This is a genomic window from Streptomyces sp. HUAS YS2, from assembly GCF_033343995.1.
Taxonomy (GTDB): Bacteria; Actinomycetota; Actinomycetes; order Streptomycetales; family Streptomycetaceae; genus Streptomyces; species Streptomyces solicathayae.
Window position 1 is genome coordinate 1,093,603 of the sequence record NZ_CP137573.1, and the last position, 13,405, is coordinate 1,107,007.

General features: G+C 72.9%; 11 protein-coding genes. 3 read left to right on the top strand and 8 right to left on the bottom strand.

Annotated features, from left to right (window positions below; translation table 11 throughout):
- Window positions 1-54: 54 nt before the first annotated feature.
- Complete coding sequence (locus tag R2D22_RS05125; RefSeq protein ID WP_318101529.1) at window positions 55-1,083, top strand: methyltransferase; 1,029 nt, start codon at window positions 55-57, stop codon at window positions 1,081-1,083.
- 88 nt (window positions 1,084-1,171) lie between these two features.
- On the opposite strand, the gene R2D22_RS05130 is transcribed toward R2D22_RS05125, so the two are convergent.
- The 7 genes from R2D22_RS05130 to R2D22_RS05160 form a co-directional block, all read right to left on the bottom strand.
- Window positions 1,172-1,504 (bottom strand): TcmI family type II polyketide cyclase, encoded by a 333-nt coding sequence (locus R2D22_RS05130; RefSeq protein ID WP_318101530.1) that lies wholly within the window; start codon window positions 1,502-1,504, stop codon window positions 1,172-1,174.
- A 22-nt stretch (window positions 1,505-1,526) separates the two neighbouring features.
- Window positions 1,527-2,006 carry an SRPBCC family protein gene (locus R2D22_RS05135; RefSeq protein ID WP_318101531.1) on the bottom strand — a complete coding sequence of 160 codons (480 nt, stop codon included), beginning with the start codon at window positions 2,004-2,006 and terminating at the stop codon, window positions 1,527-1,529.
- A gap of 1 nt (window position 2,007) precedes the next feature.
- A complete protein-coding gene (locus R2D22_RS05140) occupies window positions 2,008-2,268 on the bottom strand; it encodes an acyl carrier protein (protein ID WP_318101533.1) in 261 nt (86 codons plus the stop codon).
- Between the two features lie 23 nt (window positions 2,269-2,291).
- Window positions 2,292-3,539, bottom strand: coding sequence for a ketosynthase chain-length factor (locus R2D22_RS05145; protein ID WP_318101534.1), 1,248 nt, complete (start codon window positions 3,537-3,539; stop codon window positions 2,292-2,294).
- Window positions 3,536-4,828, bottom strand: coding sequence for a beta-ketoacyl-[acyl-carrier-protein] synthase family protein (locus R2D22_RS05150; protein ID WP_318101536.1), 1,293 nt, complete (start codon window positions 4,826-4,828; stop codon window positions 3,536-3,538). Before R2D22_RS05150 ends, R2D22_RS05145 begins: the two co-directional genes overlap by 4 nt.
- Window positions 4,825-5,250 carry a cupin domain-containing protein gene (locus R2D22_RS05155; RefSeq protein WP_318101537.1) on the bottom strand — a complete coding sequence of 142 codons (426 nt, stop codon included), beginning with the start codon at window positions 5,248-5,250 and terminating at the stop codon, window positions 4,825-4,827. The genes R2D22_RS05150 and R2D22_RS05155 overlap by 4 nt, the downstream gene beginning before the upstream one ends.
- Window positions 5,251-5,316: 66 nt before the next feature.
- On the bottom strand, window positions 5,317-6,438 hold the full coding sequence (locus R2D22_RS05160) for a SchA/CurD-like domain-containing protein (RefSeq protein ID WP_318101539.1): 1,122 nt from the start codon (window positions 6,436-6,438) through the stop codon (window positions 5,317-5,319).
- Between the two features lie 245 nt (window positions 6,439-6,683).
- Between R2D22_RS05160 and R2D22_RS05165 the strand changes: the two genes are divergently transcribed.
- Both R2D22_RS05165 and katG read left to right on the top strand, forming a co-directional pair.
- Entirely contained in the window at window positions 6,684-8,417 is a 1,734-nt protein-coding gene (locus R2D22_RS05165) for an FAD-dependent oxidoreductase (protein ID WP_318101541.1), read from the top strand.
- A gap of 154 nt (window positions 8,418-8,571) precedes the next feature.
- Window positions 8,572-10,761 (top strand): catalase/peroxidase HPI, encoded by a 2,190-nt coding sequence (gene katG / locus R2D22_RS05170; protein ID WP_318101542.1) that lies wholly within the window; start codon window positions 8,572-8,574, stop codon window positions 10,759-10,761.
- A gap of 56 nt (window positions 10,762-10,817) precedes the next feature.
- Here the strand turns inward: katG and R2D22_RS05175 are convergent, their stop codons facing one another.
- The gene (locus R2D22_RS05175; RefSeq protein WP_318101545.1) at window positions 10,818-13,283 is read right to left on the bottom strand and encodes an ATP-binding SpoIIE family protein phosphatase; all 2,466 of its coding nucleotides are present in this window, start codon (window positions 13,281-13,283) and stop codon (window positions 10,818-10,820) included.
- Between the last annotated feature and the right edge of the window lie 122 nt (window positions 13,284-13,405).

A 13,405-nucleotide genomic window follows, 5' to 3' on the forward strand; every position in this document is an offset into this window, starting at 1 on the left:
CGACCCCGATCCCCCACACGGGGCCACCCATACACAGCAAAGGCAAGGCAACACATGACGACGGTTGATCCGGCTCCCCCGGCGCCCATGCGCCTGCGGGAGCTCGTTTTCGGGGCGGCCTGCGCCGCCGCCGTGCGCGCGGCCGCCCGCCTGGGCGTGGCCGACGCCCTGGGCGACACCCCGATGTCCGTGGAGGACCTGGCGGCTGCGGTGCGCACCGAGCCGCGCACGCTGCGCCGGCTGCTGCGGGCGCTGTCCTGCCAGGGCGTCTTCACGGAGCTGCCCGACGGCACGTTCGCACACACCGAGATGTCCCGGCTGCTCCGCGAGGACGATCCGCACAGCCTGCGCTACATCGCGCTGTGGTGCACCGAGCCGTGGACATGGGACGTCTGGCCGAAGCTCGACGAGGCCGTGCGCTCGGGCCGCAACGTCTTCGAGGACGTGTACGACCGGGAGTTCTTCTCGTACCTCAACGAGGACGCGCCCGAGTCCGCGTACGTCTTCAACCGGGCCATGACGACGTCGAGCGAGCAGTCGGCCCGGGACGTCGCGGAGCTCCTCGACCTCCGGGACGTGTCCTCCGTCGCCGACATCGGCGGCGGGCAGGGGCACGTCCTGGCGAGCCTGCTGGAGCGGCATCCCGACCTGCAGGGCGCCCTGCTCGACCTGCCGGGCGTGGTGGGGAACGCCGATCCGCGGCTGCGCGAGGGCGGGGCGCTGGCCTCCCGGGTCCGGGTCGTGGCGGGCGACTGCCGCGAGGACATCCCGGTCCGGGCGGACCTCTACATCATCAAGAACATCCTGGAGTGGGACGACGACAGCACCCGCAGGGCGCTGGCCAACGTCCGGAAGGCGGCGCGGCCCGGCGCCCGGGTCGTCGTGATCGAGAACCTGGTGGACGACACTCCGTCGATGCGGTTCACGACGGCCATGGACCTGCTGCTCCTGCTCAATGTCGGTGGCGCCAAGCACACCCGCCAGAGCATGGTCGAGCGACTGACGGACGCGGGGCTCGTCATCGGTGAGATCCGCCCGGTCAACGCCTATCTGCACGCCTTCGAGTGCACCGTGCCCGCCTGAGCACGGCAGCACCCGGCCACATCCCGAGGCCGCCGGCCCCGCGTCTTCGCGGAGTCGGCGGCCTCGGGATTGTCCGGCCCGGTCGCCGTCAGGAGCGGGGGTCCCGCTCCCAGCGGTAGAAGCACTGCGCCATGGCGTCCTTGGGGCCGCGCCACGTCAGCGGGTCGTACGCGGTGACGTACGCGGACAGTCGGTCGCTGGCGCTCCGGAACTCGGGGTGGCCGGTCAGCTTCGCGATGGTCGGCGCCGGGTCCTGCTCGGTCTCGATGAGGTGCAGGTAGACGTCGCCGAACTGGAAGAGGCTGCGCCGGTTCACGCCCACCAGGTGCGGGAGTTCGCCGCGGTCGGAGTCCGCGAACACGTCGGCGATCGCGGGAGCCGAGCCGGGCTCCATGCGGGCCACGATCAGGGTGTGGTGCATCGGGTGTCCTTCCGGGAGGCGGTCAGCCGGGTGCGACCGGCGACTGCCGGCGGTCCCGGGCGGCCTGCTCGATGCGGTCCCGGATGAGCGCCATCTGCGTGCGGGAGTTGCGGTTGATGTTGTCGGTCATCCAGTCGTCGTCGACCGGGGCGTCGGGCTTCATGGCGAAGTCCTGCGTCCAGCGCATCTGGACGCCTCCCGGCAGCTGGACGTACTCCCACCGGATGTTCATGTGCGCGAAGGGGCCGGTCTCGACGCGGCGGGCCCGGACGACCTTCCTGTCGTGGTCCAGGACGCGTTCCGAGACCCAGCTCCAGACCTTCCCGGACTCGTCCGGGTGCATGGTCAGGCGGAAGGTCGTCGCCTCGCCCTCGCGGGAGAGCACCTCGACGGACGCGTACTCGCTGAAGAGGTGCGGCCAGTTCTCGATGTCGTTGGTCATGTCCCAGACGAGGTCGAGCGGGGCGTCGATGGTGATGCTGTTGTCGGTGTGTCCGGACACGTCAGGCTCCTGTCCTGAGGGTGGTGTTGACGAGTTCGATGAACTCGGCGGGCGTCCTGCTCCGCTCCGCGTCGTTGGGCAGCGAGCGGCCGTACCGGTTCTCCAGCTCGCCGACGATGCCCAGCAGGCCGAGCGAGTCGACACCGAGCGCGCCGAACGGCTCCCCGGCGACCTGCTCCAGCTCGCGGGCGCCGACGGTCACACCGGCCGCCTGCTTCATGAGCGCGGCCAGCTCGTCGAAGGTCACTTCGGTGGTGATCATGTGTTCCTCCTTCCCGCCCGGTCCTACCGGGCGGAGTCGCCGCCGCGGCGCACGACCAGCGCCGCGTTGGATCCCATGAGTCCCCTGCTGAGGACGAGGGCCGTGCGCAGCTCGGCGGGGCGAGCGCGGGACATCACCAGGTCGAGGTCGTGGCAGATGTCGAACACGTTGGGGGTGGGGGGCACCTGGTCGTGTTCCATGGCGAGCACCGCGGCCGCGGTGTCCAGCACGGGTGCCCCGCAGTAGGCCCGACCGGTGCCGGTCTTGGGCGCCGTGACGGGTACGCGGGCGGCGTGCGGCCCCAGGGCGTCGGCGATCGCGAGCGCTTCGGCCCGGTCGGCCTCCGGTACGCCCAGGGCGTCGGCGAACACGACGTCGATCTCCTCCGGGGCGCAGTCGGCCTCGTCGAGAGCGACGCGGATCGCGCGGGCGAGCCCTTCCCGGGACGCCTCCCAGCGGGAGGCTCCGGTGAACGTGGCCCCGTGGCCCGCGACGGTGGCCCGCACGGCCGCGCCCCGCTCGCGGGCGCGGTCCTCGTCCTCCACGACGAGCATCGCACCGCCCTCCGAGGGCACGAAGCCGCAGGCCGCCGCCGTGAACGGGCGGTAGGCGCGGTCCGGGTCCTCGACGGTGCTGAGCTCGGGGTAGCCGAGCTGGCACACCATCGAGTACGGGGCGAGGGGGGCCTCCGCCGCCCCGACGACCATCGTGCCGGTCCCGCGCTGCACGGCACGGGCGGCATGGGCGATGACGTCCAGACCGCCGGCCTCGTCGCTCGCGACGACTCCGCACGGCCCCTTGAAGCCGCTGCGGATGGAGATCTGGCCGGTGCTGGCGGCGTAGAACCAGGCGATGGACTGGTACGGGCCGACGAACTTGGAGCCCTGGCCCCACAGTTTCTGCAGCTCGCGCTGGCCGAACTCGCCGCCGCCGGAACCGGCGGCGGTCGCCACGCCGATCGAGAACGGATCCTCGGGCCCGTCCCGGCCCAGGCCCGCGTCGTCGAGGGCGAGAGCGGCGGCGGCCATGGCGAAGTGGGTGAACCGGTCGGTCTGGACGAGGAAGCGCTCGTCGATGAGCGCCGCGGCGTCGAAGGCGCGGACCTCGCCCGCGACCTTGAGCGGCAGGTGCTCGCATCCCTCGCGGGTGATCCGGTCCAGGACGCCGAGGCCCTCACCGACCGATTTCCAGTAGGCCTCGGCGCTCAGCCCGTTGGGAGCGATCACGCCGATCCCGGTGACGACCGCGCGTCGAGGGCGCTGTGTGCTCATGCTGTCCTCCCGCCTGGTGCTCGTGCTGTCCTCCCGCCGGGCCCGGTCAGGAGCACCGCGGACTGGAACCCGCCGAATCCGCTGCCGACCGAGAGCACGTTGCGCAGCTTCCGCGGGCGGGCCGTGCGCGGCACGTAGTCCAGGTCGCACTCCGGGTCGGGGGTCTGGTAGTTCGCCGTGGGCGGCACCACCTGGTGCTTCAGCGCCAGGACGCAGGCCGCGACCTCGATCGCGCCGATCGCGCCGAGCGAATGGCCTACCATGGATTTGATGGAGCTCATCGGGGTGTCGTAGGCGTGCGCGCCCAGGGACCGCTTCACGGCGGCGGTCTCGTGCCGGTCGTTCTGCCGGGTGCCCGAGCCGTGCGCGTTGACGTAGTCGATCAGCGTGGGATCGAGCCTGGCCTGGTCGAGCGTGGCGTCGATCGCCCGGGCCATCTCCAGTCCTTCGCCGGTCAGACCGGTCATGTGGTACGCGTTGCCGTACGTGGCATAGCCGCCTATCTCGCAGTACACGTGCGCGCCGCGGGCGCGGGCGTGCTCGTACTCCTCCAGGACGAGGACGGCGGCGCCCTCGCCCATCACGAAGCCCTTGCGGTCGGCGTCGAACGGCCGGGAGGCGTGCTCCGGGTCGTCGTTGTCGGGCGACGTCGCCTTGATCGCGTCGAAGCAGGCCATGGTGATCGGAGAGATCGGCGAGTCCGACGCGCCGGCTATGACGACGTCCGCCCGGCCCTCCTGGATGGTGTGGAAGGCGTAGCCGACCGCGTCGAGCCCGGAGGTGCAGCCCGTGGAGACGGACTGCACCGGGCCCCGGGCCCCGAACCGCTCGGCCACGACCGAGGCGAGTGTGCTCGGCGAGAACGCCATGTGCAGCTGTGGATCGGCCGCGCGGTGGTCCACGTCCCAGCGCTGCCCGCCCGCGCTGACCAGCACGTAGTCGTGCTCCAGCCGGGTGGTGCCGCCGACGGCGCTGCCCAGGGAGACACCGACCCGCCAGGGGTCCTCCCGGTCGGCGTCGAGTCCGGAGTCGCGTACCGCCTCTCCGGCGGCGACGACCGCGAACTGGACGTACCGGTCGGCGTGTTCGCTCAGCTCCGGGTCGAGGCCGTGCTCGTACGGGTCGAAGTCGCACTCGGCGGCGATCCGTGAGCGCAGGCCGACCGGATCGAAGAGGGTGATGCCCCGGGTGGCCGTGCGGCCGTCGGCCAGGAGGTCCCAGAACGCCTGCGCCCCGGTGCCGCCCGGCGCGACCACGCCTATGCCCGTGACGGCCACACGCCGGTTCACTCGAGTGCCCCGGTCGGCTCGGGGGCCGGCACCTCGTCGGTGACCTCGGTGTCGACGTGGCCGAGGCTCGGCCGGGGAGCGAGCGGTCCCAGGTGGAAGACCATGCGGGCCTCCACGTCCCCGACGTTGCGGAAGCGGTGCCGCACGTCGATCGGGATCAGCAGTCCCTGGTCGGGCTGGAGCGCGAACGTCTCGCCGTCCAGGTCCACTTCGAGCGCGCCGGAGACGACGTACACGAACTCCTCGGAGTACGGGTGGTAGTGCTCGCCGATGCGCTCGCCGGGCTGAACGATGGCCAGGCCCATGAAGCCGCTGGTCGAACCCACGGTGGCAGGCGTCAGCATGGCGCGCAGATCACCGCCCCGCCTGCGGTTGGGTTCCGTATCGCTGAGGTTCACGATGCGGGGAAGCTGCTTGAGCATGGTTGGTACCTCCGGGTGTGGCAGGGACGTGCTGGGGAGCGGCGGCCCGGGGGCCGCGGCTGTCGGTCAGGAACCGGCGGTGCGGTCCGTGACGGGGAGCATGTCGGCGTGCGACAGCAGCCGGTTGATGTTGCGGTCCGTCTCCAGGGAGCCCTCGACGCCGATCGCGGCGCCGTCGAGCAGCCGCTCCAGCTCGGCGGCCTTCCCGGGGCCCTTGATGCCGAGGGACGCGACCGGGTCCAGGTCGATGTCGCGGGTGACGTCGACGAGGCGCACCACGATGTCGTCGCGCAGGAAGACGGTGCTGCCGTACACGGGGCTGTCCGGGTCGGCCGCCGCGGCCTCGTCCTGGTGGGCGAGCAGCCGGGCCAGGTCCGTCCCGCGGCCCTTCGCGGCCGGGTAGTACAGCGCGTGCCGCCGCAGGCCCTCGGGGGCCGGCCGGTCGGACACCACGTGGTGGACGGCGGGGAGGGCCGCCCGGGTGAAGAAGACCCGCGCCGACTCCGGGTCGCTCAGGTCCCGGTCCTGCTCCAGGTACGGGTTGATGGCCTCCTCGACCGCGCGCACCTCGGGCTGGCGGGCGACGTGCCGCAGGGCGGCGAGCAGGTCGCCCTCGACCTCGACGGCCCGTACGACGCGGTTGCCGTGCATGAAGAGCGAGGTGCGGCGCAGCCGGGTGCTGTCGTCGACCCGGGCACGGGGCGACTCGTACCCGGACAGGATCTCCGCGACCTTCGATTCGGAGCCCGGCTTGACGGTGAAGGTGATGGCGTGGCGCACCACGCCCTCGCCCACCCGGGCTTCCGCCTGCGTGCCCGGCGCCTGTACGCCCGGCTCGACCGGCCGGTCGGGTCTGGTCTCGCGGAGGATGCTGTACCGCATCGAGCGCGTGTCCCGGACGCAGCTGTGCATCGGCCGGACGGTCTCGACGTGCTCCTCGCTGTTCACCCAGGCGAGGAACGGCGGGGCGCTCTCCCACTCGCTGGTGATGAGCCACTGCGAGGGGTTCTCGATCGACTGGCAGAGCTGGTCACTGATGTGACCGGGGACCGAGGCGACCTGCCTGCGCATCGTCTCGTACGCGTCCAGGAACTGCTGCTGGGCGCCTTCGTACAGGTCGAGCAGCAGGATCACCCGCAGCCTGGAGCCGTCGAACGCGGACTGCGACACGCGTCCCGAGGGAGTCATCCGGCACACCTCTTCTCTTCTCAGGTTCACTTCTCAGGGAGGTTCGGACGACTTCCGGCACGACACGCCGGGGTCGTCATGTGCCGATCGTTGACAGGAGCCGCGACGGCGCGCACGCCCCACGGAGCGGACGAGTGAACTGCGCGTCATCCGGGTGCCCCGGGCACGCGGACCCGGGCCCGAACGGGCATGAATCTGCATCCCATCCCCGAATCGCGTCGCGCGTGCGGCGCCGGAGAAGATCAATGACTGGATTCGAAGGGGCCGGCGAGGCCGGTCTCCGCACGCCCGTGCTCATCGCGGGCGGCTCCCTGGTGGGCCTGTCCACCTCGCTGTTCCTGGGCCGGCTCGGCGTGCCGCACACGCTCGTCGAGCGGCATGCGGGCACCTCGGTGCACCCGCGCGGCCGCGGCAACAACGTGCGCACGATGGAACTGTTCCGCGGGGCCGGGGTGGAGCAGGGCATCCGGGAGGCCGCGTCGGTCCTCGCCGGCAACAACGGCATCCTGCAGACGCCGAGCCTGGTCGGCGACGCCGGCGAGTGGCTGTTCAAGGAGATCGACCCCGGCGGCGGCCTCGCCCGCTTCAGCCCGTCCGGGTGGTGTCTGTGCAGCCAGAACGACCTCGAGCCGGTGCTCCTCGACCACGCCCGGCGGCTGGGCGGAGACCTGCGGTTCTCGACGGAGCTGATGTCGTTCGAGCAGGACGCCGAGGGCGTGACCGCGCGGGTCAAGAGCCGCGAGACCGGCGAGCACACCACCGTGCGCGCGGACTACCTGGTCGCGGCGGACGGCCCGCGCAGCCCGATCCGCGAGAGCCTCGGCATCGGCCGGAACGGCCCCGGCGACCTGTTCCACAACGTGAGCATCACGTTCGTCTCGCGCGGCCTCGCGGACGTCGTCGGAGACCGGCGCTTCGTCGTCTGCTACCTGACGGACCCGGCCGCTGACGGCGCCCTGCTGCCGGTGGACAACCGGGAGCGCTGGGTGTTCCACGCCCCCTGGCACCCCGAACTCGGGGAAACCCTGGAGGAGTTCACCGACGAACGGTGCCGCGAGCACATCCGGCGGGCCGTCGGGGTGCCGGACCTCGACGTCGAGATCACCGACCGGGCGCCGTGGCACGCAGCCGAGCGGGTCGCCGAACGGTACGCGGACGGGCGGGTGTTCCTCGTCGGAGACTCCGCCCACGAGATGCCGCCCACCGGGGCGTTCGGCTCCAACACCGGTATCCAGGACGCGCACAACCTCGCCTGGAAGCTGGCCGCGGTTCTGGGCGGCTGGGCCGGTCCCGGCCTGCTCGCGTCGTACGACGCGGAGCGCCGGCCGGTCGCCGAGGCGACGAGCATCCGCGCCTCGTCGCGTTCGGTCGAGCACAGCCACCCCGGATACACGCCCGGGCCCGAAGCGGGCGGGCCCGGAGTCGGCGGGCCCGGCGGCGGCCCTGGCGGCGGTCCGGCCGGCGGTCCTGGCGGCCGTCCGGGCAGCGGCCCCGGCGGGCGGAAGGGCGGCATCCTCAACGTGGTGCTCGGCTACCGCTACCCGCAGGGCGCGGTCCAGGACGCGGACCGGACCGTTCCGGTCGTGCCCGACGCGCTGCGGCTGGCCGGCGAGCCCGGCACCCGGGCGCCCCACCTGTGGGTCGAGCGCGCCGGTAGCCGGATCTCCACCCTCGACCTGTACGAGCGGTCCCTGGTGCTGCTGAGTTCGGCGGGCGGCGCGGGCGGCTGGCACGCCGCCGCGGAACGCCTGGCGGCACGTCTCTCCGTACCGCTCGACGCCTACCGCGTCGGCGACGCGCCCGAGGCCGAGCTCTCCCCCGAGGGCGACGTCGACTGGGCGCAAACCCACGGCATCGGCGCGGACGGCGCGGTCCTGGTCCGCCCCGACGGGTTCGTCGCATGGCGGTCGGTGGGCACGTCGGCGGATCCCGAAGCGGCGCTGCGGCGGGCCCTCACGGCGGTCCTGGACAGAGGCTGACGGCTCGGCCGGCGCCCCGGCGTCGGCCGAGAATCCGTTTGTCCCGTATGGCCCCTCTGCGTGTTTTCGTGCCGCACGGTCCGTCGTGCGCGACCATACGAGCCGAGCGCCGCAGCGGCTCAGGAAGAAACCGAGACAGGAAGAAGGACGGTACGTGTCCGGCAGCGAGAGCGAGAACCCGGCAATCCCCTCCCCCACCCCCACGGACACCCGTCCCAGGACCAACGAGGACTGGTGGCCGAATCAACTGGACCTTCGGGTCCTCCATCAGCACTCGCCCCTGTCCGATCCGATGGGCGAGGAGTTCGACTACGCGGCGGAGTTCGCGACGCTCGACCTCGACGCGCTGAAGCAGGACGTCTTCGACGTGATGACGACGTCCCAGGACTGGTGGCCCGCGGACTACGGTCACTACGGTCCGCTGTTCATCCGGATGAGCTGGCACGCGGCGGGCACGTACCGCATCGCCGACGGCCGGGGCGGCGGCGGAAGGGGCGCGCAGCGCTTCGCCCCGCTCAACAGCTGGCCGGACAACGCCAGTCTCGACAAGGCGCGCCGGCTGCTCTGGCCGGTCAAGCAGAAGTACGGCCGGAAGATCTCCTGGGCCGACCTTCTGGTGTTCGCCGGCAACTGCGCCATGGAGTCGATGGGGTTCACGACGTTCGGCTTCGGCTTCGGACGCGAGGACATCTGGGAGCCCGAGCAGATCTTCTGGGGACCGGAGGACACCTGGCTCGGCGACGAGCGGTACAGCGGCGACCGGGAGCTCGCCGGTCCGTTCGGCGCCGTGCAGATGGGGCTCATCTACGTCAACCCCGAAGGCCCCAACGGGAATCCGGACCCCGTCGCAGCCGCCCGGGACATCCGTGAGACCTTCGGCCGGATGGCGATGAACGACGAGGAGACGGTGGCGCTCATCGTCGGCGGCCACACGTTCGGCAAGTGTCACGGCGCCGTCGACGCCTCGTACGTCGGCCCGGAGCCCGAGGGCGCACCCATGGAGCAGCAGGCCCTCGGCTGGCGGAACACGTACGGCAGCGGCAAGGGCGCCGACACGCTCACCAGCGGACTCGAGGGCGCCTGGACCACCGCGCCGACGCAATGGGACAACGGGTACCTGGACAACCTGTTCGGGTACGAGTGGGAGCTGACGACCAGCCCCGCGGGCGCCAAGCAGTGGACGCCCACGGACCCTTCGGCCCAGGGCACCGTGCCCGACGCGCACGACCCGTCGAAGCGGCACGCCCCGATGATGCTGACGACGGACCTCTCACTGAAGCTGGATCCGGTCTACGGGCCGATCGCGAAGAGCTTCCACGAGAACCCGGACCGGCTCGCTGAGGCGTTCGCCAAGGCCTGGTACAAGCTGCTGCACCGCGACATGGGCCCCGCCTCGCGCTACCTCGGCCCGTGGGTCCCGGAGCCGCAGCTGTGGCAGGACCCCGTCCCCGCCGTCGATCACGAGCTGATCGGCGACGCGGACGTCGCCGAGCTCAAGCGCCGGATCCTGGCCTCCGGCCTCTCCGTCTCCCAACTGGCCGCCACGGCCTGGGCGTCGGCAGCGAGCTTCCGCGGCACCGACAAGCGCGGCGGCGCCAACGGCGCCCGGATCCGTCTCGCGCCCCAGCGGGACTGGGAGGTCAACGACCTGCCCGAGGTGAAGGAGACCGTGCGGACCCTCGACGGCCTCCGGCAGGAGTTCGACGGCGCGCAGTCCGGCGGCAAGAAGGTCTCGCTCGCCGACCTGATCGTCCTCGGCGGCTGCGCGGCCGTCGAACAGGCGGCGCGGGACGCCGGGTTCGAGATCACGGTCCCGTTCGCACCGGGCCGCACGGACGCGGCCCAGGAGCAGACCGACGTCGAGTCGTTCTCCGTGCTCGAACCCCGGGCCGACGGCTTCCGCAACTATCTGCGGGGCGGCGAGAAGCTGTCGCCGGAGACGCTCCTGCTGGACCGCGCCAGCCTGCTGACCCTGACCGGCCCCGAGATGACGGTCCTGCTCGGCGGCATGCGGGCGCTGGACACCGGCTTCAAGGGCTCCCGCCACGGCGTCCTCACCGACCGTCCGGGGGTGCTGAGCAACGACTTCTTCGTCAACCTGCTCGACATGGGCACGGAGTGGAAGGCGTCGGCCGAGGACGAGAACGTCTTCGAGGGCCGCGACCGCGCCACGGGGAACGCGCGGTGGACCGCCACCGCCGCCGACCTCGTCTTCGGCTCGCACTCCCAGCTGCGCGCCTTCTCGGAGGTGTACGCGTCCCAGGACGCGGGCGAGAAGTTCGTCCGCGACTTCGTGGCGGCGTGGGACAAGGTGATGAACCTGGACCGCTTCGACCTCCGCTGAACCCCGCTGCCCCGATGAACGCCCCGGTCCGCCGCCCTCGGCCGACCGGGGCGTTCTCATGGCGTGGCCGGGAGGTCCTGCTCGGACCAGATGGTCTTGCCGTCGCGGGTGTAGCGGCTGCCCCAGCGGGTGCTCAGCTGGGCGACCAGGTAGAGGCCGCGGCCGCCCTCGTCGGTGAGGCGGGCGCGGCGCATCCGGGGCTGGGTGGCGCTGGGGTCGGAGACCTCGCAGGTCAGCCGGCCGGCCCGGATGAGGCGTACCTCGACGGGACCGCCGGCGTAGCGGATGGCGTTGGTGACCAGCTCGCTGAGGACGAGCTCGGTGGTGAAGGCGAGTTCGTCCAGGCCCCAGTCGGTCAGCTGTCGGGCGGCCAGGGCCCGGACGCGGGAGACGGCGGCCGGGTCGGCCTCCACCGGCCAGGCGGCGGTGTCCTCGGCGGGGACCGCGTGGGTGCGGGCGAGGAGCAGGGTGACGTCGTCGGTACGGCGGTGCGCGGGGCGTCCCGCGACCATCTCGCGGCCGAGTTCGCGCAGCGGCACGGTGGGTGCGCCGGCACCGGCCGCGGCCAGGCGGCGGGCGAGTTCCGCCGTGCCGGCGTCGTAGTCGTCACCGGCGGGGGCGGCCGGTGCGTCCTCGGGCAGGCCGTCGGCGAGGCCTTCGACCAGGCCGTCGGTGTAGAGGGCGAGGAGGGTGCCGGGTTCGAGGTCGATCTCGGCCGTCTCGAACGGCAGGCCGCCGACGCCGAGCGGGGGTCCTGGGTCCACGGGCACGTACGCGACGCTGCCGTCCGGGGCCCGTACGGCGGGCGGCGGGTGACCGGCTGAGGCCATCGTGCAGCGCCGGGAGACCGGGTCGTAGACGGCGTACAGGCAGGTGGCGCCGACCGGGTCGATCCGCTCCCAGCCTCCGGCCGGGTGGCCGCCGAGACCGCCCTGTTCCTCCTCGTCGGCGTCGTCCGGCTCGTCGGAGTCGCCGGCCCGGTCCGACTCGTCGTCGGTCTCGACGCGGAGCTGGGAGACCAGGTCGTCGAGGTGGACGAGCAGTTCGTCCGGCTCCAGGTCGAGGTCGGCGAGGGTGCGGACGGCGGTGCGCAGCCGGCCCATGGTGGCCGTGGCGGCCAGCCCGTGGCCGACGACGTCGCCGACGACGAGGGCGACGCGGGCCGAGGAGAGCGGGATGACGTCGAACCAGTCGCCGCCCACGCCCGTGCCGGTGTCCGCGGGCAGGTAGACACCGGCCGTGGTCACGGCGACGGTGTCCGTCTGGGAGGGCGGCAGGAGGCTGCGCTGCAGGCCGACGGCGGCCCGGTGCTCCCGGGTGTAGCGGCGGGCGTTGTCCAGGGCGAGGCCGGCGTGGATGGCGATCTCGCGGAGGAGGTCCAGGTCGGACGGTTCGTAGGGCTGCGTGCCCGCGTCGCGGTGGACCGTCACGCGGCCGAGGAGGCCGCCGCGGGCACGAAGCGCGGCCGTCATCGACATCGGCGGGCCGGTGATGTCCTCCATTGCCTCCGGGTCGGCCAGGACCTCGACGCCGGCGGGCGGTCCGGCCGCCTCCGGCTCCCCCACCACCGCGGTCCGCCGGAGCGTCAGCCGCCCGTCGGGTCCGGGCGCCGGGTCGTCGCCGGTGAACACCGCCTCGGCGATCTCCACGACCGCGAGGTCGGCGAGCGAGGGCACCAGCACCGCGGCCAGCTCCTCGCCGGTCCCGGCAGCGGACAGCGACGCGCCGACGGCGGCGGTCGCGCGCTGGAGCAGCGCCAGCCGCTCGGTGGTCCGGCGCGGCGCGGTGACGTCGGTGAACAGGGCGGTGACGCCGAGTACCTGCCCGGCACGGTCCTGGAGCCGGAAGGCGGTGATCGCCATGACGGCGCCGCCGCCGGAGTTGGTGAGGGTCCGGGCCGTCTCCTCGGCCCGGATGAGCGGGCTGCCGGTGTGCAGCACCTCGCGCAGCCGCCGCTCGATCGCTTCCGCGTCCTCGACCCGCAGGAAGTCGCCGAGCCGCCGGTTGCGCAGGTCGCGCGGGACGCCGCTGTACGGGAGGAGGTGGGTGTTCGTACGGACCAGCCGCAGCTGGTCGTCGAAGACGGCCAGGCCGACCCGGTCCTGCAGGAACAGCTCCCGGGTGAACGCCTGGTCCTGGCGCCAGCGGGCGACCGTTCCGGCCGGGGCCGCGAGGACGAAGTACCGGGCGGGCCCTTCGGGCGCGAGCGGGCAGACCTGGAAGTCGACCCGCAGGTTCCCGCCGTCACCGGTGCGTACCACCGCCTCGCCCGACCAGGCTCCCGGGCGGCGCCCGGAGAGCAGGGCGGGCCAGGCGTCCCCGTCGGCGAGCAGTTCCCGGGCGGGGCGGTCGCAGACGCTGCCGGCGGGCAGCGAGAGCAGTTCCTCCGCGCCGGGCGTCCAGCCGACGACGCGGCCGTCCGTGTCGATCAGGGCCCCCGCCGCGCCGTCCGTCAGCAGCAGACCGCCCTGGTCGTGCGGGGGCGTGCCGCGGTCGGGGTGGCCGTTCACCTCGATCGTCACCTCCCTCGCGCGGCTGTGCGCTCACCGTCGCCGACCCTCACGGCAGCCGAGACCCCTCCATCATCCCTCCGCACGCGCGCGCCGCCAGTCGCCGCAGCCTCCGCTCCCCCGCCCGCGTGGCC